This is a genomic window from Pseudomonas bubulae (genome assembly GCF_900618535.1).
GTDB classification, from domain to species: domain Bacteria; phylum Pseudomonadota; class Gammaproteobacteria; order Pseudomonadales; family Pseudomonadaceae; genus Aquipseudomonas; species Aquipseudomonas bubulae.
This window is the reverse complement of sequence record NZ_UYJA01000004.1, coordinates 1-25,820: the sequence shown is the minus strand read 5'-3', so window position 1 is coordinate 25,820 and position 25,820 is coordinate 1. Positions and strand designations below refer to the sequence as shown.

Below are 25,820 nucleotides of genomic sequence, written 5' to 3'. Positions count from 1 at the left end.
AAAGATTCTGGATAATAAAGCATGACCCGCTTGACGGCTAGCGCCGTCGGAGACCCTTGTAATGCCTGACCAAGATGTACGCCTGCAACACCTGAAAGTTTGGCTGGATGAGCAGATGGCAACCGTGTTCGAGAATGAGGGTTGGGGAGCTGTGCCCCCGGCCACGTTGACTGCTGCCAGTAGCGATGCGAGCTTCAGACGCTATTTTCGCTGGGAGGGCGAGGGCCGCAGTTTTGTTGTCATGGACGCGCCGCCGCCCCAGGAAAACTGCAAACCTTTCGTCGATATTGCTGATTTTTTGCGAACTTGCCTGATTAACGTACCGAAAATTTACGCTCAGGATCTTGATCGCGGCTTTCTATTGCTCAACGATCTGGGCAACAAGACCTTCCTGGACGTGATCAACAGCAGCAACGCCGACGAGTTGTTCAAGGATGCCATTGAAGCCTTGCTGGCCTTTCAGCAATTGCCGATGACCGAGCCTTTGCCCAGCTATGACGTGGCCTTGTTGCGCCGCGAGCTGGAGCTGTTTCCCGAGTGGTACGTGCGAGCTCACCTGGGGGTGGATTTCAATGAGCAGCAACAGGCCGTCTGGCAACGAGTCAGTACGCTGCTGATCGACAGTGCCCTGGCGCAGCCCAAAGTGCTGGTGCACCGCGACTTTATGCCGCGCAACCTGATGCTCAGCATTCCCAATCCTGGGGTGCTGGATTTCCAGGACGCAGTGTATGGCCCGGTGACGTACGACATTACGTGCCTGTTCAAGGACGCCTTCTTGAGCTGGCCTGAAGAGCGTGTGCGCAACTGGCTGCAGGATTACTGGAAGCTGGCGCTGCCGTTGGGCATCCCGGTGCAGCGCGATTTTGAAGAATTCTTGCGCGCCAGCGACCTGATGGGTGTGCAGCGGCATTTGAAAGTGATCGGCATTTTTGCCCGCATTTGTCATCGCGATGGTAAACCACGCTATCTGGCCGATGTACCACGCTTCTTCTCTTATATAGAAGCTGTGCTGGCGCGACGTCCCGAGCTGGCAGAGCTGGGTGAGTTGTTCAGCAGCCTGGGGCTGGTCAGCGAGGTCGATGCATGAAGGCGATGATTCTGGCCGCCGGTAAGGGCGAGCGCTTGCGGCCACTGACCCTGCATACACCAAAGCCCTTGGTGCGTGTGGGTGGCGTGCCGTTGATCGAGTACCACTTGCGGGCGCTGGCCGCGGCAGGTTTTACCGACATTGTGATCAACCATGCCTGGCTGGGTCAGCAAATTGAAGATCATCTGGGCGACGGTTCGCAGTTTGGTGTCAGCATCCAGTACTCCCCGGAAGGCGAACCGCTAGAGACCGGTGGCGGAATTTTCCAGGCGCTGGCGTTGCTTGGCGATGACCCCTTTGCCGTGGTGAACGGTGATATCTGGACCGATTACGAGTTTGCTGCCTTGCGTCAGCCGTTGACCGGGCTGGCTCATCTGGTTCTTGTGGATAACCCGGCACACCACACGAGCGGTGATTTCAGCTTGAGCGGCGGACAGGTTCAAGATGGCATGTCGGGTGCCGATACGCTGACCTACAGCGGTATCGCCGTGCTTCACCCCGATCTGTTCAGGGGCTGTACGGCGGGTGCATTCAAACTGGCACCGCTATTACGTAACGCCATGGCGGCAGGGCAAGTGACAGGTGAGCGATTGCAAGGGCATTGGGTGGATGTAGGGACGCACGAGCGCCTGGCCGAGGTCGAGTCGTTGATCAAGGACGCGCGCTAGCATGTTGTGGCCAGGGACTCTGATCGGAGCCGGAGCAGGCTTTTTCATAGCCAGTATTCCGGGGGCCATGCTCGGTGCTTTACTGGGGCAGGCGCTCGACCGGCGCTTGCAACTGCACAGTTGGGCCGATCTGCTTGAGCGTTTTGGTGCCCGGCCGGTGCTGCGCAACGATGAGTTGTTGTTTGTGTTGCTCGGTCGTCTGGCCAAAAGCGGCGGGCAGGTGGTGGGCAAGCATATCGAGCAGGCGCGGCTGGAAATGCGTCAGCTCGATATGGAGCCTGCAGCGCAAAAGCGTGCCATTGCCGCGTTCAACCGTGGCAAATCCGCTACTGATTCGCTGCGCGGTTACCTGAAACGGCTCAAGGCTCAGCCTCATGCGGCAGAAGGTGTATTGCGTGCCTGCTGGCGAATGATCCTGGCCGATGGCCGGGTGGCTCCCCAGGAACGTGAGCTGATAGTGCTTTGGGGGGGCTGGCTGGGCTGGACCCGCCAACAGGTTCTGGTGTTGGGTGGCGAACATGAGCCTCAGCCCAAACCGCTGGCGACCCGTGGCGGTACCTACCGGCAAGCGCTGCTTCTGCTGGGGGTGACCGAGGCCAGTGATCCTGAGCAAATCAAGCGAGCCTATCGGCGCCTGCTCAGTCGTCATCACCCGGACAAGGTTGCCGGCAGCGGTGCGGGCCCGGCGCAGGTGCGCGAGGCCACGGAAAAAACCCGTGAACTGCACCAGGCCTACGCCTCGATCCGTGAGCGGCGTGGTTTTTAGCGCAGTTTACTTATCCACAGGTTGCGGGCTGAGCCAGCCGCGTACACGGCGAAACAACTGCTCCTGTTCACCATCCCGGTTGCCCGGAGTGGCGAACAATCCGACCTGCTTGAAATTCGACCCGTTGGCTCGCTTGCTGGCCTGCAATCTTTGCAGGGCGGCTTCGCGGGCCAGGGGTTGGTCTTTATAGAAGATATCCAGCAGCGCCACGTTGAGGGCCGGGGTCAACTGGCTCAGGTCCGGCTCTGCCAACACAGGCTTGCGGGCAGACACCATGATCAGTTTCTGGATCTGGGCAGGATGCTTGGTACTGATATAACGCGACGCCCAGTAGGCCCCGGAACCATGGCCGAGCAGAACGATAGTGCGCATGTTCTGGTGCTGGGCAAAGGCAATCGCTGCATCAATACGGGCGAAGATGCGCTCGGCATCGGCCTTGTCCAGGTCTTGCCCGGTTTGAGCCGCTTCGGATTCCGTGCTTTCGGTGCCGTCACTGGCGGCCTGCTCGATGGGTTTGGCCGTGGTGGTGGCTGCCTTGCTGCTACTGTCTGTCGCAATTGCAGCAGGAGGTTTCTCTGGTTCGGCTTCGCGCGGCTGGCTGGCTTCGCTTTGCATGTCCGGCAGACTCAGGCTCAGGCTGGCCCAGTTGGCGTCCGGCAGCTTGTTGCGCAGAGGGCTGACGGTCAGTGGCCAGTCAGCGGTTTCACCGGCTCCGGGGATGATGATGACCGCACCCTCGGGGGCGCTGCTGTTTGCGGGCTTCCACAGGGCGAGAAAACTGTCATTGGGTGCTTGCAGTTGTTGTTGCTCATGTTGCGGCAATTGCCGCTCAAGGGCCGCCGCATCTTCCTGACTGCGCTCGGGCAGGGGCGCGCGAACTGCGGGTTCTGGCTCGACTTGGGGCTTGGTATCGGCTGCAAGCACTGGCAGGGCGAACGGCAATATCAGCGACAGGCACAAAGCCGGTAGTGCCAGACGATAAGAAAACATCGGTTATTCCAGGCCAGAAGTAGTACCGGCAGCGTAATGGGTTGATCAGTATTTGTCAGGGTATGACGGTTGAGATGAAATGTTTTTGCTCTCTGTGAGTTATCGGCTCCTGCTGTGGTTGCGTGGGCGTAGCGAGAAAATGCGTACGGCTCGGGTCTAGATCCAGCAGGCATCCCATAGGGGGTAATCACCGATCCGCGAGGTCAGTTGAGAGCGGATCGGGTTTTTGATGATGTAGCGGGCGATGTTTTTAATGTCCTCTTCCTGTCTGACAGCCCTGTCGTGATAGCCCCTTTGCCAGATTCGCTCACTGGATCGGCATGCTTTATTGACCGTAATGCTGCTGCGTGACTTGAATCGGCACATCAACTCGCCCAGGGTTTTGGTACGTAACTCTACGAGCCAGTGGCAGTGGTCAGGCATGACCACCCAGGCGATGGACCTGACGATGCCGTCGTCGTGAGCATGCCGGAGTTGGTTCACCACAAGACGGCCTAGATGGAAGTCGGTAAATACGGGTCGCCGTAGCTCGGTGACGGCGGTGAGCAGGTAAATGTGGCCGGGTTCGGAGTAGCGCCCTGTGCGCAGGTGACAAGCGTTGTTTGAAATTGGCAATCCTTTGCCCTCGGTCTGTTTTTTTCTAACGCTAGATCAGCCATCGGCAAGTATCAAAGTAAACACTTAACCGGATATTGCACTTTGCGTAGCAGCTGCCGAAGGAACGAGGCTGCGTTCGGCGGCGAAGCCGTCGTAAAAACAGGCAACACGGTGTGTCATCTAAAACCGGGGTTGAGGGTTTACGGTCGCTGCGCAACCGAACGCAGCCTCGTTCCTTCGGCAGCTGCTACAAATGGCCAATCATCGCTGCTACGGTGTGCGGCACATAGCCAGCGGTATACAATGCGCGCCACCGTGTTTAGCCCACTAAAAGGTGCGTCATGCAGCCCTTCGCTATTGCCCCATCGATTCTTTCCGCCGATTTCGCCCGTCTCGGCGAAGAAGTGGACAACGTACTCGCCGCGGGTGCTGATATCGTTCACTTCGATGTCATGGACAACCATTACGTACCCAACCTGACCATCGGCCCGATGGTCTGCGCCGCCCTGCGCAAGTACGGCGTCACCGCACCGATCGATGCGCATCTGATGGTCAGCCCGGTCGATCGCATCATCGGCGACTTTATCGAAGCCGGCGCCACCTATATCACCTTCCACCCCGAAGCGACCCAGCACATCGATCGCTCCCTGCAACTGATCCGCGAAGGCGGCTGCAAGGCAGGTCTGGTGTTCAACCCGGCCACCCCGCTGGATGTGCTCAAGTACGTGATGGACAAGGTCGACATGATCTTGCTGATGAGCGTGAACCCGGGCTTTGGCGGGCAAAAATTCATTCCCGGCACGCTCAACAAACTGCGCGAAGCCCGTGCCCTGATCGATGCCAGCGGTCGCGAGATTCGCCTGGAAATCGACGGCGGCGTAAACGTTGGCAATATCCGTGAAATCGCTGAAGCCGGTGCCGATACCTTTGTCGCCGGCTCCGCCATTTTCAACACGCCAAACTATGAAGAAGTGATTCAGAAAATGCGTGCCGAGCTTGCGTTGGCCCGCCCATGAGCCGCTTTGAGCAGCTACTCCAGGGGCAGCTGCCAAAATTGGTGATGTTCGATCTGGATGGCACCCTGATTGATTCGGTACCGGATTTGGCCGTTGCCGTGGAGGCCATGCTGCTCAAGCTCGGTCGTCCGCCCGCCGGGATTGAAAACGTACGGCTGTGGATCGGTAACGGCGCGCCCATGCTGGTGCGCCGTGCCCTGGCCGGGAATATGGACGGCAGTGGTGTTGATGACACAGAGGCCGAACAGGCACTGGAAATTTTCATGGAAGCCTACGACGGTGGCCATGCACACACCAAGGTCTACCCCGGTGTGCGTGAAAGCCTCAAGTGGCTGCAAAAGCAGGGTGTTGAAATGGCCCTGATCACCAACAAGCCCGAACGCTTTGTGGCGCCATTACTGGATGAGTTGAAACTGGGGCGGTTTTTTCGCTGGATTATCGGTGGCGACACCCTGCCACAGACAAAACCCGACCCTGCCGCCTTACTGTTTGTAATGAAAATGGCTGGCGCTACTCCCGCGCAATCGATATTTGTCGGCGATTCGCGAAATGACGTGCTGGCCGCCAAGGCTGCCGGTGTTCGTTGCGTAGCGCTGAGTTACGGCTACAACCACGGTCGCCCGATTGAAGAAGAGTCACCGGATATGGTGATTGGTAACCTGCAAGAGCTGATAGCCGGTTGCTTAGAATCTGCGCCTGAGATAACGTTGGGCAATTCTGTTTCCCCCTCTCGAAGAGATTCCATCGTGGTGGTCACCCGCAAACTCTGGATGAAAGTCATCAAGGCCCTGGCCCGCTGGCGTTGGCGCGCCTGACTTGAATCTGGCCGCGCAGTCGGCACGTTTGCATACCTGACCGTTTTACCCTCAGACCACGAGGCACCTCATGATCCGCGAAGAATTCCTGCGTTTGGCCGCTGCCGGCTATAACCGTATCCCCCTTGCACGCGAAACCCTGGCTGACTTCGACACGCCGTTGTCGATCTACCTGAAGCTGGCCGATCAGCCCAACTCCTATTTGCTGGAGTCGGTGCAGGGCGGCGAGAAGTGGGGGCGTTATTCGATTATTGGCTTGCCATGCCGCACTGTGTTGCGTGTGCATGATCATCAGGTCAGCGTGACCCATGACGGTGTCGAGATCGAAGCCTGTGAGGTTGAGGATCCACTGACCTTCGTCGAGCAGTTCAAGGCCCGTTACAACGTGCCGACCATCGCCGGCTTACCGCGTTTCAACGGCGGCCTGGTGGGCTATTTCGGCTATGACTGCGTACGTTATGTGGAGAAACGCCTGGGCAAGTGCCCGAACCCCGATCCTCTGGGTGTGCCGGATATTTTGCTGATGGTATCGGACGCCGTGGTGGTGTTCGACAACCTGGCGGGCAAGATGCACGCGATTGTGCTGGTCGACCCGGCTCAGCCTGAGGCTTATGAAGAAGGCCAGGCCCGGCTTGAGGCGCTGCTTGAACAACTGCGTCAACCGATCACCCCGCGTCGCGGCCTGGACTTTACAGCGCAGCAGTCGGCTGACCCGGTGTTTCGCTCCAGCTTCACCCAGGGCGATTACGAGAAAGCCGTCGATACCATCAAGGACTACATCCTTGCGGGCGATTGCATGCAGGTAGTGCCCTCGCAGCGAATGTCCATCGACTTCAAGGCTGCGCCCATCGACCTGTATCGCGCTCTGCGCTGCTTCAACCCTACGCCGTATATGTACTTCTTCAACTTTGGCGACTTCCATGTTGTGGGCAGCTCGCCGGAAGTGCTGGTACGGGTTGAAGACAATCTGATTACCGTACGCCCGATTGCCGGCACGCGTCCGCGTGGCGCAACCGAAGAGGCTGATCTGGCGCTTGAAGAAGACCTGCTCAGTGATGACAAGGAAATCGCCGAGCACCTGATGCTGATCGACCTGGGCCGTAATGACACGGGTCGTGTATCTGAAGTCGGTTCGGTCAAGCTCACCGAGAAAATGGTGATCGAGCGTTATTCCAACGTCATGCACATTGTGTCCAACGTCACCGGCCAGCTTAAAAGCGGGCTGACAGCGATGGATGCACTGCGGGCGATTCTGCCGGCGGGTACGTTGTCTGGCGCACCGAAAATTCGTGCGATGGAAATCATCGACGAACTGGAACCGGTCAAGCGCGGTGTGTATGGCGGGGCTGTGGGTTACTTCGCCTGGAACGGCAATATGGATACAGCGATTGCGATCCGTACTGCAGTGATCAAGGACGGAGAGCTGCATGTGCAGGCCGGTGGCGGCATTGTTGCTGACTCGGTCCCGGCCCTGGAATGGGAAGAAACGCTGAACAAGCGCCGAGCAATGTTCCGTGCCGTGGCCCTGGCCGAGCACACCCCGCGGGATTAAAAACCTGCAACCGGCTTGTGGGAGCGAGCGTGCCCGCTCCCTTCCACAGGCTTTAGTAATTCAGACTTAGCCCGATATTGGCGCCCTGTTGCGTCACGCCATCACTTTTCCTTACGTTATAAGTCGCCTGCAGCCTGAGGTCGGCGGTCAGCCTGTGGCTAGCCCCCAGGCTGATACGCCCGAGGTTGCTTGGCGGCGTATAGCCTTCGAGTTTGAAGCGATTGTTGGGCAGGCTGTTGAGCGCGGTATTCAGGCGCTGGGTATCGCTCTGGAACTCATGCTCATGGGCGGCTTCGCCGAACAGCAGAGTCTGTGGGGTGGCCTGGTAACTGGCGAGCAAACCCGCGCCCAGGCGCTTTGAAACCAGTGTCTGCTCTTCGTAGTTCAATGCAGTCGAACGTCGGCCCTTTTCTTCATAGCGGTTAACTTCCACCCGCGAGTAGTCGGCGCTGATAAAAGGCGACAGCTGCCACAGGTCTGCAGCCTGTGCGATTTCATACCCCAGGCGTGTACTTAATGCCCGCAGATGTCCGTCGGCCTGGCCTTGCTCCATGCCTTCACCCACACCAAGCGCGAATTTACGCTTTAGGCTGTCGTAATCCATCCTGCCCAAAGTCAGTGCGGCATCACCCCACCAGTGACTGTGCTGGTATTGGGCAAACACGCTGCCCATATAGCTGTTGAGCTTGTAGTCCGATTCATTGGCTCCGGTCTCCAGGCGTTGCCGGTAAAACCCGCCTGCAACGCCAAATCGCCAGGTTTCATCCAGCCTGTAGCTGGTGCCGATGTTCAGGTTGTAGCCTTTGCCATCGGCACTCACGGACGTGGCCTGCTTGTCGATTTCCAGGCGTTGCCCGCCACCGGCGAGCAGGGGTCTCCATTGGCCAACGGCTTGCCAATGGCCGTTATCGCCAGCCCATTGGTGACGCAGTTGGTCTTGATGGGCGTTTAGCGAGCCTTGGGCCATGACGGGTAACAAGGTCAGCTCCCATGGGGTGGCCAGCAATGAGTAGGCATAGTCGGCAATCAGCTGTTGCCCTGTCTCGGTGGGGTGTACCGAGTCGTTGAACAGCAGTTTGGCCGGGTTGGGGGTTGCGCTGTTGAGGCCGTACTGCGGGTTTTCCGTACACTCTTCGCCGTTGAAACAGGTCGCGACAAAGTCCTGCCCCAGTGCCAGGCCATAACGGGCGGGGTCTGCGGTGGCTTCACGCAGCAGCAGCGGGATATTGAGGGGGATCACCTCGGCGTCAATCTGCGCCAGTTGCTGGGTTAGCTCATGATTGAACAGAGCGCTCAGGGCGCTGGTGCCAGCCTGTGTAGGTGTACCGTAAACGGCTGGCGTCAGGCCCAGATCGGGCAGCAGCCAGACCATGATGTAGCGTGCCCCTGCCTGTTGCAGGGTGTGGGCGCTTGCCGCCAGCCTTTGTGCGGCTTGGCCTGCTTCGGCGGGGTTGGTGACCTTGCCTTGGAGAAAGTCATTGCCGCCACCTGAAATGAAATACAACGCCTTGGGGTCAGCCGTGAAGCTGTTCTGCACAAGGTAACCAGGCTTGCTGCGCAGGACGTAGCCGCCTACGAAGGCCCAGTCATCCGGGAAGGCGACCTTTGACTCGGTCTTGATGGAATTGAGTATCTGGTCTGTGCGATAGCCGCCCACCGCCCAGTTGTTGCCGTCGGGTTCCCCGGTGAGAAAGTTACCCGGCGATGTGGACGGGCGCAGATCTGCGGGTGCGATACCCAGTTTTATGCCCAGCCGAGTGGGCGCAACGCCAGCATATTCCTCACCCCGATATTCCTTGTACGTCGGTCCGGTGAGATTGGTGAAACGCATGCCACTGCCTACCCCTGGATAATGCCCCGAGTCGCTCAGGCTGTCGCCGAACACAATCATGGTGGAGTACGGGGAGGGTGCTGCAACTGCTCGTTCACTGACGACGGACAAGATACATCCCGCCAGGGGGATAAGTAGGGAAAACCTGCGCATGTGACGACCTGTTTTTATTATTTGGGTTACAGACCTTAGCAAGACAATCTGTATTAAATGTTTCATGAAAAACAAAGTCACAAAGTACTTAGCAGGTGTTTTTCCCCGTATGTGCTGCCCCGTGTTGCACCTGTTGCAAGGCTACGTTACTGTGCCATGACGTAGAAATGAGACCCTTCCTGTGTTGATCATCAGCAAACTCTTTATGCGAGTTCTCAAGGCCCATGGCCGTTGGCGTTGGCGCGCCTAATATTTCTCTGCCGGCCTCGCCGGACCTGCCCCCTGCGTTTTCCTGAATGGCTACCCCTCGGTTGGTGTGTTCAATCCAGCAATCGAAACTGCGGGTAATGCATTCTGAAAACAGTTTTGAATGTCAGTGAATTCAGAGGTTTAGCAACATGTTGCTGATGATCGATAATTACGACTCTTTTACTTACAACGTTGTGCAGTACCTCGGCGAGTTGGGTGCCGAGGTCAAGGTGGTGCGCAACGATGAGTTGACCGTGGCCCAGATCGAAGCGCTCCAGCCCGAGCGCATTGTGGTCTCGCCCGGTCCATGCACGCCGAATGAGGCGGGCATCTCTCTTGAAGCCATCAAGCACTTTGCGGGCAAACTACCGATCCTGGGCGTGTGCCTGGGCCATCAGTCCATCGGCCAGGCCTTTGGCGGCGATGTGGTACGCGCGCGCCAGGTGATGCACGGCAAGACCAGTCCGGTTTATCACCTCGATACCGGAGTGTTCCAGGGTCTGAACAATCCGCTGACCGTGACCCGTTACCACTCGTTGGTGGTCAAGCGCGACACCCTGCCGGATTGCCTGGAGCTGACGGCCTGGACCCAGCTTGAAGATGGCTCGGTCGACGAGATCATGGGCCTGCGCCACAAGACGCTGAACATCGAAGGGGTGCAGTTTCACCCTGAGTCGATCCTGACCGAACAGGGTCATGAACTGTTTGCCAACTTTCTTAAACAAACCGGCGGCACGCGCTAAGGACTTCAAATGGATATCAAGACAGCCCTGAACCGTATCGTCGGTCACCTCGACCTGACCACCGATGAAATGCGTGATGTGATGCGCGACATCATGACCGGTCAATGCACCGAGGCGCAGATTGGCGCGTTCATGATGGGCATGCGCATGAAGAGCGAAAGCATCGACGAAATCGTCGGTGCCGTGACCGTGATGCGCGAGCTGGCAGACAAGGTTGAACTCAAGACCCTGGACGGCGTGGTCGATATCGTTGGTACCGGCGGCGACGGCGCGAATATTTTCAACGTGTCCACCGCTTCGGCGTTGGTGATTTCGGCCGCTGGCTGCACGGTGGCCAAGCATGGCAACCGCGCGGTGTCCGGTAAAAGCGGCAGTGCCGACCTGCTGGAAGCGGCCGGTGTGTACCTGAACCTGACCCCGGTTCAAGTTGCCCGCTGCATTGACAGCGTGGGCATCGGTTTTATGTTCGCACAATGCCATCATGGCGCCATGAAACATGCGGCCATCCCTCGTCGCGATCTTGGCCTGCGTACCCTGTTCAATATGCTTGGCCCGCTTACGAATCCGGCTGGTGTATTGCATCAAGTGGTCGGCGTGTTCAATCAGGCGCTGTGCCGGCCCCTGGCTGAAGTGTTGCAGCGTCTGGGCAGCAAGCACGTGCTGGTGGTGCACTCGCAGGATGGCCTGGATGAGTTCAGCCTGGCAGCACCGACCTTTGTAGCGGAATTGCATAAAGGTGAAATCAAGGAGTATTGGGTTCAGCCTGAAGACCTTGGCATCAAGAGCCAAAGCCTGTTTGGCCTGGTGGTCGACAGCCCGGAGCAATCGCTGGAGCTGATCCGTGATGCCTTGGGGCGGCGCAAAACCGAAGCAGGCCAGAAAGCGGCTGAAATGATTGTACTCAATGCAGGTGCTGCTCTGTACGCCGCGGACCTTGCCTACACACTCAAAGAAGGTGTGGAATTGGCCCACGACGCGCTGCATACCGGGCTGGCCCGGGAAAAGCTCGAAGAGCTCGGCGCCTTTACCGCGATTTTCAAGCAGGAGAATGAAGCATGAGTGTGCCAACCGTTCTGGAAAATATTCTGGCGCGTAAAGTTCAGGAGGTTGCCGAGCGCAGTGCGCGGGTAAGCCTGGCTGAACTTGAGCGTTTGGCCGCTCAGGCTGATCCTGTTCGTGGTTTTGCCAGTGCCTTGCTGGCGCAGGCCAGGAAAAAACAGCCCGCGGTGATTGCTGAAATCAAAAAGGCATCGCCGAGCAAGGGTGTGATTCGCGAGCACTTCGTGCCTGCCGAGATTGCTAAAAGCTATCAGGCAGGTGGCGCTACCTGCCTGTCAGTGCTGACCGATATCGACTACTTCCAGGGTGCCGATGCGTACCTGCAGCAGGCACGTGCCGCGAGTACTTTGCCGGTTATCCGCAAGGACTTCATGATCGACCCTTACCAGATCGTCGAAGCCCGGGCGTTGGGCGCCGACTGTGTGCTGTTGATCGTCTCCGCCCTGGACGACGTAAAAATGGCCGAGCTGGCGGCTGTTGCCAAAAGCGTCGGGCTGGATGTGCTGGTTGAAGTGCATGATGGCGATGAGCTTGAACGTGCGCTTAAAACCCTCGACACACCGCTGGTGGGTATCAACAACCGCAACCTGCACACCTTTGAAGTCAGCCTGGAAACCACGCTGGACCTGTTGCCGCGCGTTCCCCGTGACCGCTTGGTGATTACCGAAAGCGGCATTCTCAACCGGGCGGATGTGGAGTTGATGGAAATCAGCGAAGTGTATTCGTTCCTGGTGGGCGAAGCCTTTATGCGTGCCGAAAACCCGGGCAATGAACTGCAGCGCTTGTTCTTCCCTGAGCGTGCTGTGGCGGTAACCGGTTCGACTCTGGACTGACCCAATCCCCCCCTGTGGGAGCGGGCTTGCTCGCGATAGCATCAGTGCGATTTGCCTGTCAGGCCACGGCGCCTGAATCGCGGGCAAGCTCGCTCCCACAAGGGCTCAGTGTCTGATAAGGAATCCCATGACACCCATTCAGCAACTCACCGTCGAAGCCGGCCTCAAGGCCGAACAGGATTTATTGGCATCTGTGTGTGCCGGTGAGTGCGAGGCGGGTGTGCTGTTCTGGCAGCCCACCGACCGGGCGCTGGTCATGCCACGGCGCTTGAGTCGCCTGCCCGGTTTTGAGCAGGCCAGTGTCGAACTGGCTGCCAGTGGCTGGCCAATCCTGCTGCGTGAAACCGGTGGCGAACCCGTTCCGCAATCGGCATCGACCGTCAATATTGCCCTGGTTTACGCACCTTTACCCAGTGAAGGCGATCATGGGCGTATCGAAACGGCTTATCGCCGTTTGTGCGAGCCCATCTGTGATTTGTTGACGCAATTGGGTGGGGAGGCGTCTTTGGGGGAGGTTGAAGGCGCGTTTTGTGATGGTCGCTTCAACGTCAATCTCAATGCCCGAAAACTGGTAGGCACCGCCCAGCGCTGGCGCCAGAGCAAAGGCGGGCAGCGCCCTGTCGGTCTTGTGCACGGTGCCTTGCTGGTGGATAACGAACGTGAGTCGATGGTGGCTGCAGTCAATCGATTCAATCGGTTATGCGATCTGGAGCAACATTGCATGGCCGACAGCCATATTGCGCTGCACGAGGCCTTTGCCGCTCCGGATTTCTTTGAGCGCCTGAGTGCCAGTTATCAACAGCTCCTGGCGCCCTTGCTCAAGGTTTAGCGCGTACCGAACACCACCATGGTCTTGCCTTTGACGCTTACCAGGTTCTGTTCTTCCAGGCTTTTGAGTACGCGTCCTACCATCTCTCGCGAACAGCCGACAATCCTGCCGATTTCCTGCCGAGTGATCTTGATTTGCATGCCATCGGGATGGGTCATGGCGTCCGGTTGCTTGCACAGTTCCAGCAGGCAGCGAGCCACTCTTCCGGTGACATCAAAGAACGCAAGATCACCGACCTTGCGTGTGGTGTTGCGCAGGCGCTGTGCGATTTGGCCACTCATCGCGTAAAGAATTTCTGGTTCTTGCTGGGTGTACTCTCGGAATTTTGGGTAGCTGATTTCAGCAACTTCGCACTCGGTCTTGGCTCGAACCCATGCACTGCGCGTCTGCTCCTGGCCTGCCTGTTCAAACAGACCCAGCTCGCCGATAAAGTCGCCGCTATTGAGGTAGGCAATGATCATTTCACGACCTTCCTCGTCTTCAATCAAAACCGTTACCGAGCCTTTGATGATGAAAAACAGGGTGTGTGAAGATTCGCCAGCGCAGATGATATTGCTCTTGGCGGGGTAGCGTTTGCGCTGGCAAAAAGTCAAAAACTTGTCGAGGTTTTTGATCTTGGGTATGGGAGTAAGAGCAACCATGGTTGTTTCCCGAAAAGCTGGCACAGTAAGGGTCAGATCTATTTTTATATAGAGTGCTAGCTGGCTGGCGCCGGCTATTTGGCGCCAGCTTACCAGACAGGTTCTGTGTGGTTAGTAGAATTTTCAGAGTGGCTTATCGGAGAAACGCTTCAGTGCGGCGAGTTATGAGTTTCTGGCCCTGTGCTAAGCTGGCGCCCCTTTTAAAACAGTGGAGTCTGGGCGATGAAGGCACGCATTCAATGGGCTGGCGAAGCCATGTTTTTGGGCGAATCCGGTAGTGGCCACGTTGTTGTAATGGATGGCCCGCCTGAGAGTGGCGGTCGCAACCTGGGCGTGCGTCCGATGGAAATGCTGCTGTTGGGCCTCGGCGGCTGCAGCAACTTTGACGTGGTCAGCATTCTCAAGAAGTCGCGTCAGGCGGTTGAGAGCTGTGAAGCGTTTCTGGAGGCTGAGCGCGCCACCGAAGATCCAAAGGTGTTCACCAAAATACACCTGCACTTTGTGGTCAAGGGTCGTGGTTTGAAAGAAGCCCAGGTCAAGCGCGCCATCGAGCTGTCGGCCGAGAAGTATTGTTCGGCTTCGATCATGCTCGGCGCTGCGGGTGTTGCCATCAGCCATGACTATGAAATTATTGAACTGGCCTGAGCGGACATTCAATTTTCATAAAAGCGATGCAGACTCTGGCGATCAGTCGCTGACGTCTGCATAATGCGCCACTTTTTTCAGGGTAGTGGCGGGGTTGATTCCCGGCCGCATGTCCGAACAGATAACCAAAATCGCCATCGCGAAGAGGTGTTAACCGTCCTACGCAGGTGCGTCCCACGCACTTGACGGGCATGCTGGATCACGCGGCCGAGCCGCATCGACATAGAGAGTTTTATAACGGTGAAAAGCAAACTCAAGCTCCACGGGTTCAATAACCTGACAAAGACCTTGAGCTTCAACATCTATGACATCTGTTATGCGGAAACCCCGCAAGACCAGCAGGCATATGTTGAGTACATCAATCAAGAGTACGACGCAGAGCGCCTGACGCAGATCCTTACAGATGTGGTTGATATCATTGGTGCCAACATCCTGAACATTGCCCGTCAGGATTACGACCCCCAAGGCGCCAGCGTGACTATTCTGATCTCCGAGCAGCCGGTAATACCTACCGAAAGCCAGATCGAAGAGTCCCCAGGCCCGCTGCCCGAGACCATCCTGGCTCACCTCGACAAAAGCCATATCACGGTGCATACCTACCCGGAAATTCATCCGGTTGATGGGATTGCAACATTCCGTGTGGATATTGACGTGTCGACGTGCGGCGTTATTTCACCGCTTAAAGCTCTCAACTATCTGATCCATCAGTTTGATTCGGATATCGTGACTGTCGATTACCGTGTACGGGGTTTCACCCGTGACGTGGAAGGCAAAAAGCACTTTATCGATCACGAGATCAACTCGATCCAGAACTACCTCTCCGAAGACACCCGCGACGGTTACCAGATGACCGACGTAAATGTGTACCAGGAAAACCTGTTCCACACCAAGATGCTGCTCAAGGAGTTCGAACTGGATAACTACCTGTTCGGCGATGCCACCAGCAATCTGTCGGTTGAACAGCGCGCCCAGGTCACTGAACGGGTGAAACACGAAATGCTCGAGATTTTCTACGCGCGCAACATGGCGTAAATTCTCGGCATATAAAAAGGCGGCTACCTCACGGTAGCCGCCTTTTTTTGTGCTTCGCAGAACCCCTGTGGGAGCGGGCTTGCTCGCGATGGCCTGACCACGGTTAGACAGAAAGGCCGCGGCGCGTGAATCGCAAACTGGCCTGCTTGCACAAAGACTGTGCTGTCAGATCCGGTAGGTGCTTTTGGTCATGACCTTGGCCATCAGGCTCATGCCGAACTTCACTGGGGCAGGGAAGCGAAAACCGCCGGCATTGAGCGCGGACTCTGCGTGCTGTTCTTCGTCGATACGCATTTGCTCAAGAATTGCCCGGGACTTTTCATCCTCAGGCGGCAGTTGCTCAAGATGCTCGTTCAGATGCTTGCACACCTGATCTTCAGTCGCTGCCACGAACCCCAGGCTGACCTTGTCACTAATCAAGCCGGCAGCGGCGCCTATCCCAAAGGACATGCCGTAAAATAACGGGTTCAGCACGCTGGGGTGGCTATCCAGTTGACGGATGCGTTGTTCACACCAGGCCAGATGATCGATTTCTTCTTCCGCGGCATGTTCCATCGCCTCACGCACATGGGGAAGCTTGGCTGTCAGCGCCTGGCCTTGATACAAGGCTTGAGCACAGACTTCGCCGGTATGGTTGATACGCATCAGACCGGCAACATGACGCTTGGCCTGTGGGTCCAAAGGGTGTTCAGGTTTGACGATGGCAGGCGACGGCCGATGCGGCTGACCGCTGAACGGCAGAAGTGTTCGCAAGGCGGTATCGGCTTGTAACAGAAGACGGTCAATCGGCGAGTAGTGACGTTGGGTAGTCATGCTTACCTCCGGAAAAAATCACGGCGGTCAGTTTACCCCAATCCCGCAGCCGGGGTTTGCGTTGGATCACGGGTGAACGCGAGAGCCATCGGGCTCACGCGTCATAGTTATTGATCAATCAACCCGGCGGCCAGTTCATCTGGCGCTGACCCAGAACATGCATATGAATGTGGTAGACGGTCTGACCGCCCTTTTCATTGCAGTTCATCACCACGCGAAAGCCGTCTTCGCAGCCCAGCTCTTTGGCCAGACGCTGTGCCGTGAACAGGATATGGCCTGCCAGCGGCTTGTCTTCTTCGGTCAGGTCGTTGAGCGTGCGGATCGGTTTTTTCGGGATAACCAGAAAGTGGACCGGTGCTTGTGGGGCGATATCGTGAAAAGCCAACACTTGATCGTCTTCATAGATGATCTTGGCGGGTATTTCGCGGTTGATGATCTTGGTGAACAGAGTATCCAAAGCTGTGTCTCCGTGAGTGAAGTCCGGTCTGAGTGTACTCAGGGCAGTCAGTTACGCCCAGCCTCGTTAACGAGGGCAGTAGGATTTGTTGACTGAGGCGGCTATTTTTCGCGTCATCCAGCGTGAGAGCAGGCGTGGCAAGCGAGTTATCCAGCGATTGCGCCGCCCGGGAATGATGATCGCCCTGTTTTTGTCGAGTGCGCGCACAGTGTAGAGCGCAACCTCTTCTGGGGTCATGGCGCTGGTACTTTGCTTGATGGCGTCGGTATTCATGTTGGCCGCATCAAAAAAACGGGTGCGGGTGATGCCGGGGCAAAGGACTGAAACCTTGATGCCGGTTTTTTTCACTTCCTCGCGCAAACCTTCGGAAAAATGCAGCACATAGGCCTTGCTCGCAAAGTAGGTGCTGAGCCAGGGCCCGGGCTGGAAGGCGGCGATCGAAGCTACATTGAGAATTTGCCCACCGCCCTGGACGGCCATCATATTGCCGACGGCGTGGCACAAGCGGGTGAGCGCCAGCACATTGAGCTCGATCAGATCTTGTTCGGCACTCCAGTCGTGGGCCAGGAACGGCCCGCAGGTGCCTATGCCCGCGCAGTTGACCAGCAGGTCGATCTGACGATCGCCTTCTTCGAGTTCGAGCAAAAAACCGGACAGGCGCAGGGGCTCGCCAAGATCACAGGCGCGGAACAACACCTCGATACCGAAACGCTGGGTCAGCTCAAGGGCAATGGTTTCCAGCGCATCCCGTTGGCGGGCCACCAAAATCAGGCTGCGCCCACGTCGGGCAAGGGCTTCAGCCAGGGCCAGGCCAATGCCGCTTGTGGCGCCAGTGATTAAAGCGTAACGGGTCATGCTGTTCTCCATTGCAACGGTACAGTCCGGTGACAATGATGTCCCTGGCGTTAACGCGTTCATTAAGGCACGCAGTCTACAGGCTGTTGCTGTTCACTGCGTTGATCACCGCAGTCATCAGGCCCAAAGCCAGCACGGCAACCATCGCGCAAATGCCCAATCCAATCAAAAAGATCGTGATTGCCGCCAGCACGTTGACGGCCCGGCTGTTGGGCGGTGGCGGCGGGCCATATTTATTTGGGCCGGGCGTGCCGGGCATCAGCAGCATCATGAGGGACAGAACCAGATTGGCCACTGGCACCAGATGCAGCAACAGCATCCAGGCAGACCAGTTTATGTCGTGTAAACGCTGGGCGCTGATTCTCAGGCTGATGATGAAGTAGGCCAATGTGAGCGTTGCACCACAGGTAATGCCAAGCGTGGGGGAAACCTTGACGGCAAGCAGCACCAGCAGTGACGTGATCATGGCGATGATGCTGATGATCATGCTCCAGGCCAGTAGCCGTAAACGCCCGATCCGGCCGCTGAATCCCAAAGGGTCAAGCGGTGCGTAGTGTTCTTGAGGGGTTTTGTCCAGGCTCAGCTCGGGCATGGTGGCTTCCTTGTCCGGATGTGTTTAACAAAAGCCCGCCGGGATTGGCGGGCTTGGTGCTGTCAGTGATGCGGCCAATGTCGGGCCAGCGTCGAAGTGAGGTTATGCGCCTTGCGGTATTCCTCATCGAGGCGTGCAATCAATTGATCGGTGGTGGGTAGATCGTGGATTTCTCCTACGCCTTGGCCCGCAGACCAGACCGTTTTCCATGCTTTGGCTTCATCGGTCAGCGGTTTGAGCCTGGCTTCGCTTTTGCCCTGGAGTGCCGCAAGGTCGAAACCTGCATTTTCAAGGCTTTGGCGCATAAAGCTGGCGGGTACCCCTGACACTGCCGGGGTGTGGATGATATCGGCAGCGCGGGATGCCAGCAGCATCTCTTTGTAGGCATCAGGCGCTTGGCTCTCTTGTGTAGCGATAAAGCGCGTGCCGAGGTAGGCAAGGTCTGCGCCCATAATCTGCGCGGCCAGGATCTCGTGGCCGTGGTTCAGGCAACCCGAGAGCAATACGGTTTTGTCGAAGAACTGGCGAATTTCGGCCAGCAATGCAAACGGGCTCCAGGTGCCCGCATGGCCACCGGCTCCGGCGGCGACGGCAATCAGCCCGTCGACCCCGGCTTCTGCGGCTTTTTCGGCATGACGACGGGTGGTGACATCGTGGAACACCAGCCCGCCATAACTGTGGACGGCATCCACCACCTCTTTGACTGCGCCCAGGCTGGTAATGACGATGGGCACCTTGTGCTCGATGCAGATCGCCAGGTCGGCCTGTAGCCGTGGGTTGCTGTTGTGCACGATCAGGTTCACGGCGTAGGGCGCAGGGTTATCCAATGTGGCGAGCCCGGCTTCGATCTCTTCCAGCCAGGCCTTGAACCCGCTGCTTTCACGCTGGTTGAGTGCAGGGAAGCTGCCCACTACCCCGTTGCGACAGCAGGCCAGCACCAGTTGCGGGTTGGAAATCAGAAACATGGGCGCAGCAACTACCGGCAGGCGCAAGCGTTGTTCAAGCAGGGCGGGCAGCGACATTGGATAACCTCGGCTAGTCAGGATGTGAGTTTAAAACGGTTTGACCACCACCAGAATTACGATAGCCAGCAAGAACACCACCGGCACTTCGTTGAACCAACGGTAGAACACGTGAGTGCGTTTGTTTTCACCACGGGCAAAACGCTTTACCTGTGCGCCGCACATATGGTGATAACCAATCAGCAGAAACACCAGTGTCAACTTGGCGTGCATCCAGCCTTGGCTGAGAAAGCCTGGGCTTAGCCACAATAGCCAGCCGCCGAAGATCAGGGTCGCAATCATTGCAGGCCCCATGATGCCGCGATACAGCTTGCGTTCCATGATGCTGAAGCGTTCTTTGCTGACGGAATCTTCGCTTTGTGCGTGGTAAACAAAGAGGCGGGGCAAGTAAAAAAGGCCTGCAAACCAGCAGACAATGCTGATGATGTGGAAGGCTTTTAGCCATAGATAAAGCATTTTTAGTTATTCCCAGGTTCACGGTAGATCAAATAGTAGTAGTAGAGCGTCTGTGAGTCACCTTGGCGGTTGTCGCAGGGGCGCGCTGACCCTATTATCAAAGGCTTTCCAGTGGTTTCGTTGAGGGCAGGTTATGGTCAAGGTCGGTATTGTCGGCGGCACGGGTTACACCGGGGTCGAATTGCTGCGTTTGCTGGCACAGCATCCGCAGGCAGAAGTGGTAGTCATCACTTCTCGATCCGAGGCGGGCCTGCCGGTTGCCGATATGTATCCCAACCTGCGCGGCCACTATGACGGCCTGGCCTTCAGCGTGCCGGACACGCAAACCCTGGGCGCGTGCGATGTGGTGTTCTTCGCTACACCTCACGGCGTAGCCCATGCCCTGGCGGGTGAACTGCTGGCCGCAGGCACCAAAGTTATCGACCTCTCTGCTGACTTCCGTCTGCAGGATGCCGAAGAGTGGGCCAAGTGGTACGGTCAGCCCCACGGTGCGCCAGAATTACTGGACGAAGCCGTATACGGCCTGCCGGAAGTAAACCGCGAGCAAATCAAAAAGGCCCGCTTGATCGCTGTGCCAGGTTGCTATCCGACCTCGGCGCAGTTGGGTTTCCTGCCGCTTCTGGAGGCCGGTCTTGCAGAGACGACGCAGTTGATTGCTGACTGCAAGTCAGGTGTGAGCGGTGCCGGTCGGGGTGCCAGTGTGGGCGCGCTGTATGCCGAAACGTCAGAAAGCATGAAGGCGTATGCCGTTAAAGGTCATCGTCATTTGCCAGAAATTCGTCAGGGTCTGCGCCGCGCAGCGGGCAAGGATGTGGGGCTGACCTTCGTTCCGCATTTGACGCCGATGATCCGTGGTATCCATTCCACGCTGTACGCAACCGTGGTTGATCGCTCCGTTGATCTGCAGGCCTTGTACGAGAAGCGCTATGCCAACGAACCTTTCGTCGATGTGATGCCGGCTGGCAGCCACCCGGAAACCCGTAGCGTTCGCGGTGCCAACGTATGCCGTATTGCGGTGCATCGTCCGCAGGATGGCGACCTGGTGGTGGTGTTGTCGGTGATCGACAACCTGGTCAAGGGCGCGTCTGGCCAGGCCGTGCAGAACATGAACATCATGTTCGGTCTGGATGAGCGTCTGGGCTTGTCCCATGCTGGGATGTTGCCTTGATTGCAGCGTAGATTTGCGGCTTCAAACGGCAAGCGGGCAGTGCTTCGCTTGCCGTTGCTACTTATGAATAGTTGACCGCTTTTCTAGGAGAAGCGGATAATGCGCGTCATCACGCATTATGGCGGCATAACGCCGGGAGATAGTCAGCATGAGCGTCGAATCCTTCACCCCCATGGCTTTGCAATTCACCGAAGGTGCTGCGCACAAGGTGAAGAGCCTGGTCGATGAAGAGGGTAATGATCGTTTGAAGTTGCGCGTATTCGTTACGGGCGGCGGTTGTTCCGGTTTTCAGTATGGCTTCACCTTCGATGAAGAAGTGGCCGATGACGACACCCTGGTTGAGCGCGAAGGCGTTAGCCTGGTGGTCGATCCCATGAGCTTCCAGTACCTGGCGGGTGCCGAGGTGGATTATCAGGAAGGTCTGGAAGGCTCGCGCTTTGTAATCAAGAACCCGAATGCCACCACCACCTGTGGTTGCGGCTCGTCGTTCTCGATCTGATTGCATTAACAGGCTTTAAACTCAACGCCGCGTCGATTCGCGGCGTTTTGCTGTCTGGCGTTTGGCGGAGGAGTCAGGCGGGGTAGATGGCGCCCAGCACGCGAAGGCCGCGTGCGCCGGTAACGCTGGGGCGGTTGGTGGGGATGCCTTCCAGGCAGCAGTGGGCAAGCCAGGCAAAGGCCATGGCTTCAACCCAGTCAGGGTCAACCCCCTTGGCCTGGGTGCTGCTCACTCGAGCGGGTGCAAGCAAATCGCCAAGGCGGGCCATCAAGGCTGCGTTATGGGCGCCACCACCGCATACCAGCAGCTCGTCCGTGTGTGGCTGGGCTGTTTGCAGCGACTGCACGATGGTCTGTGCGGTGAGTTCCAGCAAGGTTGCTTGAACGTCTTCGGCAGGAAAGGTCGGCAGATTGAACAGGTGCTGCTTCAGCCATGCGAGGTTGAATACCTCACGGCCTGTGCTTTTTGGGCCCTGGGTCTGGAAGAACGGGTCGCTGAGCAGGGCGTTGAGCAGCAGCGGTTCAACCTTGCCGCTGGCTGCCCAGTCGCCGTTGCGGTCATAGAGTTCGCCACGTTTTTCCTGTATCCAGGCATCCAGCAAGACGTTTCCGGGGCCGCAGTCGAATCCTGCAACGGGAAGGGCGGGGGCTATCAGGCTCAGATTACTGAAGCCGCCTACGTTCAGTACCGCGCGGTTGCCGCCTTCACCTGTGAACAAGGCCTCGTGGAACGCAGGAACCAAGGGCGCGCCCTGGCCCCCGGCAGCCACATCGCGACGACGGAAATCACCGACGACGCAGATGTCAGTCAGTTCGGCCAGCAGTGCCGGATTGCCGATCTGCACGGTAAAGCCCCGGGCGGGCTCGTGGCGAATGGTCTGACCATGACTGCCGATTGCGCGGATATCAGCAGGGGAGAGTTGTTGCTGTGCGAGAAGGGTGTTGACGCCCTGAGCCGCCAGCTCGACCCAGTGGTTTTCGGCAATTGCACAGCGGGCCACTTCATCTGCGCCGCTGGCGCACAAGCCAAGCAACTCGCTGCGCAAGGCCTTCGGCATGGGGGTGTAATGGGTGGCGAGCAACCTGATGCCTGCCTCCAGCTCTATAAGGGCAATGTCCATACCGTCCAGGCTGGTTCCGGACATCACGCCTATATAGAGGGCCATGGCTTAGCGCTTGCTCGAGGCCAGAAGAGTGGCCTTTTCCTGGTTCATGCGCGCCATCAACGGCTGGCTCTGCTGCAGGAAGCGGGTGCGTTCGGCCTTGGCGATCGGGTCGGCCATCGGCAGTTTCTGGCCCAGCGGGTCAACGTGTACGCCGTTAACCTGGAATTCGTAGTGCAAGTGCGGGCCGGTCGAAAGGCCGGTAGTGCCGATATAGCCAATCACCTGGCCCTGCTTGACCGAACCGCCGGTTTTCACGCCCTTGGCGAAGCCTTGCATGTGCCCGTAAAGGGTACGGTAGGTGTTGCCGTGTTGAATGATCACGGTGTTGCCATAGCCTCCCCGACGGCCGGCTAGAAGCACTTTGCCGTCACCGGTAGCCTTGATTGGAGTACCGCGTGGCGCTGCGTAATCCACACCTTTGTGGGCGCGGATCTTGTTCAGGATCGGGTGCTTGCGGCCTGAGGAAAAGCGCGAGCTGATACGGGCAAAGTCCACCGGTGTGCGGATGAATGCCTTGCGCATGCTGCTGCCATCAGCGGTGTAGTAATTGCTGATCCCCTGTTTATTGGTATAGCGCACTGCGGTGAAGGTTTTGCCGCGGTTGGTAAAGCGTGCAGAGAGGATATTGCCGGTGCCAACGGTTTTGCCGTTGATCACTTTCTGCTCATAGATCACTTCAAACTGGTCGCCAGGGCGAATGTCCTGGGCGAAGTCGATGTCGTAACCGAATACTTTGGCCATATCCATCGTGGTGCTGTGTGGCAAGCCAGCGCGCTGACCCGAAACAGACAGGGAGCTGCTGATCACGCCGTGTGCATACGCCGAGCGCATGGTCGGCTGGGTGGTCACGCGGCGAAAGGTATAGCCTTTGGCGGTTTTGTTGAGGGTGATGGTCTCCAGGTCGCTGACCTGGCTGTGCAGCTTGTTCAGTTGCTGACCGTCGGGGCTCATTTCAAATTCGAGTTTCTGGCCGTGCTTGAGCTGGCTGAACTGCTTGGCTTGCTTGTCGCTTGCCAGTACTTCATGCACGGAGGTCGCAGGCAGGCCGACCTTCTGGAACAGGGTTGAAAGCGTATCGCCCTTGCTGACGATCACTTCGCGGTGGCTTGGGGCAGGGGCAACTTCTGGCTCGACTTTGGCGGTCGCTACCGGGGCGCTGTCCTGCTGTTCAATCTGGGCAAATGGCGATGGATTCGCTTCATTTGTGGCTTGAACGAGATCTGCAGCGTCTTGATCTTGTGTCAGTTGTTCTGCCGGGCTTTCCAGCTCCAGATTCAGGGTCGTTCTTTTGGCTTCTACTTCGCTGGAGGGAAATACCAGCAAGGCCAGACTTAAGAGGGCGGCGATACCACTTGCGGCAAGCAGGTGGGTCTTCGGATAAAGCGGTGGCGCTTTAGGCGGTTGACTGGTCATAGATGATTTTGACTTTGAGATAAGGATGAATTGGAAAAGATGACTGACACAATGAATATGAAATAACTGTATAAAATATAACCAAATCGCCCTTGAAGCAAGTCTGCGAACCATTCGCGCGCGGATAGTCGGCCGTATGCCTGCCGGAACTTGTAATTAGTCCCTGATCTTGTATCGTTGGTTCCCTTTGAATTTGAGCCTTACGGGTCTGATATGAAGTCGGTAGAAGAGCAGCTAGCGCTAATCAAGCGGGGTGCCGAAGAGGTACTGGTCGAGTCTGAATTGGTCGAGAAACTCAAGCGCGGTCAGCCGTTGCGTATCAAGGCCGGCTTCGACCCTACGGCGCCCGATCTGCACTTGGGTCATACCGTGCTTATTAATAAGCTGCGCCAGTTCCAGGAACTGGGTCATCAGGTGATCTTCCTGATTGGTGATTTCACCGGGATGATCGGTGATCCAAGTGGCAAAAGCGCAACCCGTCCACCGCTGACGCGTGAGCAGGTGCTCGAGAACGCCGAGACCTACAAGACTCAGGTGTTCAAGATCCTTGATCCGGCAAAAACCGAGGTGGCATTCAACTCCACCTGGATGGATCAAATGGGGCCTGCCGACTTCATTCGGCTTACCTCTCAATACACCGTTGCTCGCATGCTTGAGCGCGATGACTTCGACAAGCGCTACACCACCAATCAGCCTATCGCGATTCACGAGTTCCTTTATCCGCTTGTGCAGGGTTATGACTCGGTTGCGCTCAAGGCAGACGTTGAGTTGGGCGGTACTGATCAGAAGTTCAACTTGCTGATGGGTCGTGAGTTGCAGCGCGGCTACGGTCAGGAAGCTCAGTGTATTGTGACCATGCCTTTGCTCGAAGGTCTGGATGGCGTCAAGAAGATGTCAAAGTCCCTGGGTAACTATGTCGGTATCCAGGAAGCGCCAGGCGTGATGTACAGCAAGCTGGTTTCCATTCCTGATGCTCTGATGTGGCGTTACTTTGAATTGCTGAGCTTTCGTTCCATGGACGAAATCAATGCATTCAAGGCTGAAGTCGAAGCCGGTGCCAATCCTCGAGACATCAAGATCAAGCTGGCTGAAGAGATTGTTGCCCGCTTCCACGGTGAGGAGGCTGCTGCCAATGCGCATCGTGGCGCCGGTAACCGGATGAAGGATGGCGAGCTGCCTGATGATCTGCCGGAGGTTGAACTGACTGCTACTGAGGATATGCCTATTGCTGCTGTCCTTAATAAAGCGGGCCTGGTGAAGAACTCTGCAGTGGCGCGCGACCTGCTGGGGTCGGGTGGTGTGCGTATAGATGGTGAAGTGGTTGATCGCACCTATATATATGCATTGGGTTCCACCCATGTGTGTCAGGCAGGTAAGAAGGCTTTCGCGCGAATCACCCTGAAAGCCGAGTAATGCTGGGGTTTAGGGTTAATTGATAGGTTTGTTCAATTAACCCTTGACTCGGAATTGTAACTGTCTATAATTCGCCCCACTTCCGGCGCAGTCGAAACGGAAAACTCCTTGAGTTTCAATGAGTTGGATGGTTTTCGGTGGTGTCAGCTTCAAGTCATCGAAGCAGGAAATGAGGTGTTGACAGCAGCGTGTAACGCTGTAGAATTCGCCTCCCGCTAACGAGAGATCGAAAGCGCAAGTGGTTGATGTTACAGAGGAAACTTTGAAAACATCTTAAAATAACCGCTTGACAGCAACAGAGGCTGCTGTAGAATGCGCGCCTCGGTACAGCGAAAGCTGACCAACCGCTCTTTAACAATTGAATCAAGCAATTCGTGTGGGTGCTTGTGGAGTCAGACTGATAGTCAACAAGATTATCAGCATCACAAGTTACTCCGCGAGAAATCAAAGATGTAACCAAC

The 25,820-nt window shown here is 57.1% G+C and carries 27 protein-coding genes; 15 read left to right on the top strand and 12 right to left on the bottom strand.

Features of this window, described 5'->3' with window-relative positions; genetic code table 11:
• The first annotated feature begins 61 nt into the window (after positions 1-61).
• Genes PPTH39_RS14600 through PPTH39_RS14590 form a run of 3 tightly spaced genes read left to right on the top strand, consistent with a single transcriptional unit; the run spans position 62 to position 2,521 of the window.
• Positions 62-1,087, top strand: a complete 1,026-nt coding sequence (locus PPTH39_RS14600) for an aminoglycoside phosphotransferase family protein (protein ID WP_130872131.1) — start codon at positions 62-64, stop codon at positions 1,085-1,087.
• Positions 1,084-1,755, top strand: coding sequence for an N-acetylmuramate alpha-1-phosphate uridylyltransferase MurU (murU, locus tag PPTH39_RS14595; RefSeq protein ID WP_095023275.1), 672 nt, complete (start codon positions 1,084-1,086; stop codon positions 1,753-1,755). Before PPTH39_RS14600 ends, murU begins: the two co-directional genes overlap by 4 nt.
• Position 1,756: 1 nt before the next feature.
• Positions 1,757-2,521, top strand: a complete 765-nt coding sequence (locus PPTH39_RS14590; RefSeq protein ID WP_130872130.1) for a TerB family tellurite resistance protein — start codon at positions 1,757-1,759, stop codon at positions 2,519-2,521.
• 6 nt (positions 2,522-2,527) lie between these two features.
• Here the strand turns inward: PPTH39_RS14590 and PPTH39_RS14585 are convergent, their stop codons facing one another.
• The gene (locus PPTH39_RS14585; protein WP_130872129.1) at positions 2,528-3,511 is read right to left on the bottom strand and encodes an alpha/beta hydrolase family protein; all 984 of its coding nucleotides are present in this window, start codon (positions 3,509-3,511) and stop codon (positions 2,528-2,530) included.
• A gap of 156 nt (positions 3,512-3,667) precedes the next feature.
• Entirely contained in the window at positions 3,668-4,126 is a 459-nt protein-coding gene (locus PPTH39_RS14580) for an REP-associated tyrosine transposase (RefSeq protein WP_095020431.1), read from the bottom strand.
• Positions 4,127-4,449: 323 nt separating this feature from the next.
• Here PPTH39_RS14580 and rpe point away from each other — a divergent pair, with 323 nt between their 5' ends.
• The 3 genes from rpe (at position 4,450) to trpE (ending at position 7,491) form a co-directional block, all read left to right on the top strand.
• Positions 4,450-5,124: a ribulose-phosphate 3-epimerase gene (gene rpe / locus PPTH39_RS14575; protein WP_016782414.1), complete on the top strand. Its 675-nt coding sequence runs from the start codon at positions 4,450-4,452 to the stop codon at positions 5,122-5,124.
• On the top strand, positions 5,121-5,939 hold the full coding sequence (locus tag PPTH39_RS14570; protein ID WP_094999946.1) for a phosphoglycolate phosphatase: 819 nt from the start codon (positions 5,121-5,123) through the stop codon (positions 5,937-5,939). The genes rpe and PPTH39_RS14570 overlap by 4 nt, the downstream gene beginning before the upstream one ends.
• Before the next feature lie 70 nt (positions 5,940-6,009).
• Positions 6,010-7,491 (top strand): anthranilate synthase component I, encoded by a 1,482-nt coding sequence (trpE, locus tag PPTH39_RS14565; protein ID WP_095019503.1) that lies wholly within the window; start codon positions 6,010-6,012, stop codon positions 7,489-7,491.
• 52 nt (positions 7,492-7,543) lie between these two features.
• On the opposite strand, the gene estP is transcribed toward trpE, so the two are convergent.
• A complete protein-coding gene (estP, locus tag PPTH39_RS14560; protein ID WP_130872128.1) occupies positions 7,544-9,475 on the bottom strand; it encodes an esterase EstP in 1,932 nt (643 codons plus the stop codon).
• A 398-nt stretch (positions 9,476-9,873) separates the two neighbouring features.
• Here estP and PPTH39_RS14555 point away from each other — a divergent pair, with 398 nt between their 5' ends.
• From PPTH39_RS14555 to PPTH39_RS14540, 4 genes are all read left to right on the top strand, one after another.
• The gene (locus PPTH39_RS14555; RefSeq protein ID WP_094999949.1) at positions 9,874-10,467 is read left to right on the top strand and encodes an aminodeoxychorismate/anthranilate synthase component II; all 594 of its coding nucleotides are present in this window, start codon (positions 9,874-9,876) and stop codon (positions 10,465-10,467) included.
• Positions 10,468-10,476: 9 nt separating this feature from the next.
• Positions 10,477-11,526: an anthranilate phosphoribosyltransferase gene (trpD, locus tag PPTH39_RS14550; RefSeq protein WP_094999950.1), complete on the top strand. Its 1,050-nt coding sequence runs from the start codon at positions 10,477-10,479 to the stop codon at positions 11,524-11,526.
• Complete coding sequence (gene trpC / locus PPTH39_RS14545; protein WP_095031838.1) at positions 11,523-12,359, top strand: indole-3-glycerol phosphate synthase TrpC; 837 nt, start codon at positions 11,523-11,525, stop codon at positions 12,357-12,359. The genes trpD and trpC overlap by 4 nt, the downstream gene beginning before the upstream one ends.
• A 127-nt stretch (positions 12,360-12,486) precedes the next feature.
• Complete coding sequence (locus PPTH39_RS14540) at positions 12,487-13,188, top strand: lipoate--protein ligase family protein (protein WP_095019507.1); 702 nt, start codon at positions 12,487-12,489, stop codon at positions 13,186-13,188.
• Here the strand turns inward: PPTH39_RS14540 and crp are convergent.
• Positions 13,185-13,829, bottom strand: a complete 645-nt coding sequence (gene crp, locus PPTH39_RS14535; RefSeq protein ID WP_094999953.1) for a cAMP-activated global transcriptional regulator CRP — start codon at positions 13,827-13,829, stop codon at positions 13,185-13,187. The genes PPTH39_RS14540 and crp overlap by 4 nt on opposite strands.
• 222 nt (positions 13,830-14,051) lie before the next feature.
• On the opposite strand from crp, the gene PPTH39_RS14530 reads away from it, so the two are divergent.
• On the top strand, positions 14,052-14,474 hold the full coding sequence (locus tag PPTH39_RS14530; protein ID WP_016782405.1) for an OsmC family protein: 423 nt from the start codon (positions 14,052-14,054) through the stop codon (positions 14,472-14,474).
• Between the two features lie 240 nt (positions 14,475-14,714).
• Positions 14,715-15,506 carry an adenosylmethionine decarboxylase gene (speD, locus tag PPTH39_RS14525; RefSeq protein WP_016782404.1) on the top strand — a complete coding sequence of 264 codons (792 nt, stop codon included), beginning with the start codon at positions 14,715-14,717 and terminating at the stop codon, positions 15,504-15,506.
• Positions 15,507-15,671: 165 nt separating this feature from the next.
• Here the strand turns inward: speD and coq7 are convergent, their stop codons facing one another.
• From coq7 to hemJ, 6 genes are all read right to left on the bottom strand, one after another.
• Positions 15,672-16,319, bottom strand: coding sequence for a 2-polyprenyl-3-methyl-6-methoxy-1,4-benzoquinone monooxygenase (gene coq7 / locus PPTH39_RS14520; protein WP_094999954.1), 648 nt, complete (start codon positions 16,317-16,319; stop codon positions 15,672-15,674).
• A 118-nt stretch (positions 16,320-16,437) separates the two neighbouring features.
• Positions 16,438-16,776, bottom strand: a complete 339-nt coding sequence (locus PPTH39_RS14515; protein WP_094999955.1) for a histidine triad nucleotide-binding protein — start codon at positions 16,774-16,776, stop codon at positions 16,438-16,440.
• 66 nt (positions 16,777-16,842) lie between these two features.
• Positions 16,843-17,631 carry an SDR family NAD(P)-dependent oxidoreductase gene (locus tag PPTH39_RS14510; protein ID WP_095019508.1) on the bottom strand — a complete coding sequence of 263 codons (789 nt, stop codon included), beginning with the start codon at positions 17,629-17,631 and terminating at the stop codon, positions 16,843-16,845.
• A 76-nt stretch (positions 17,632-17,707) separates the two neighbouring features.
• A complete protein-coding gene (locus PPTH39_RS14505) occupies positions 17,708-18,223 on the bottom strand; it encodes a DUF805 domain-containing protein (protein ID WP_094999957.1) in 516 nt (171 codons plus the stop codon).
• A gap of 62 nt (positions 18,224-18,285) precedes the next feature.
• Positions 18,286-19,245 (bottom strand): NAD(P)H-dependent flavin oxidoreductase, encoded by a 960-nt coding sequence (locus PPTH39_RS14500; protein WP_094999958.1) that lies wholly within the window; start codon positions 19,243-19,245, stop codon positions 18,286-18,288.
• A 30-nt stretch (positions 19,246-19,275) separates the two neighbouring features.
• A complete protein-coding gene (gene hemJ, locus PPTH39_RS14495) occupies positions 19,276-19,701 on the bottom strand; it encodes a protoporphyrinogen oxidase HemJ (protein WP_088378834.1) in 426 nt (141 codons plus the stop codon).
• A 133-nt stretch (positions 19,702-19,834) separates the two neighbouring features.
• Here hemJ and argC point away from each other — a divergent pair, with 133 nt between their 5' ends.
• Both argC and erpA read left to right on the top strand, forming a co-directional pair.
• Positions 19,835-20,869 (top strand): N-acetyl-gamma-glutamyl-phosphate reductase, encoded by a 1,035-nt coding sequence (gene argC / locus PPTH39_RS14490; protein ID WP_095020428.1) that lies wholly within the window; start codon positions 19,835-19,837, stop codon positions 20,867-20,869.
• Positions 20,870-21,017: 148 nt separating this feature from the next.
• The gene (erpA, locus tag PPTH39_RS14485; RefSeq protein WP_016782396.1) at positions 21,018-21,368 is read left to right on the top strand and encodes an iron-sulfur cluster insertion protein ErpA; all 351 of its coding nucleotides are present in this window, start codon (positions 21,018-21,020) and stop codon (positions 21,366-21,368) included.
• A gap of 73 nt (positions 21,369-21,441) precedes the next feature.
• Here erpA and PPTH39_RS14480 read toward each other — a convergent pair whose 3' ends face one another.
• Entirely contained in the window at positions 21,442-22,533 is a 1,092-nt protein-coding gene (locus PPTH39_RS14480) for an anhydro-N-acetylmuramic acid kinase (RefSeq protein WP_130872127.1), read from the bottom strand.
• 3 nt (positions 22,534-22,536) lie between these two features.
• Positions 22,537-23,946: a peptidoglycan DD-metalloendopeptidase family protein gene (locus PPTH39_RS14475; RefSeq protein WP_094999962.1), complete on the bottom strand. Its 1,410-nt coding sequence runs from the start codon at positions 23,944-23,946 to the stop codon at positions 22,537-22,539.
• Positions 23,947-24,159: 213 nt separating this feature from the next.
• Between PPTH39_RS14475 and tyrS the strand changes: the two genes are divergently transcribed.
• Positions 24,160-25,359 (top strand): tyrosine--tRNA ligase, encoded by a 1,200-nt coding sequence (tyrS, locus tag PPTH39_RS14470; RefSeq protein WP_094999963.1) that lies wholly within the window; start codon positions 24,160-24,162, stop codon positions 25,357-25,359.
• Positions 25,360-25,820 lie beyond the last annotated feature (461 nt).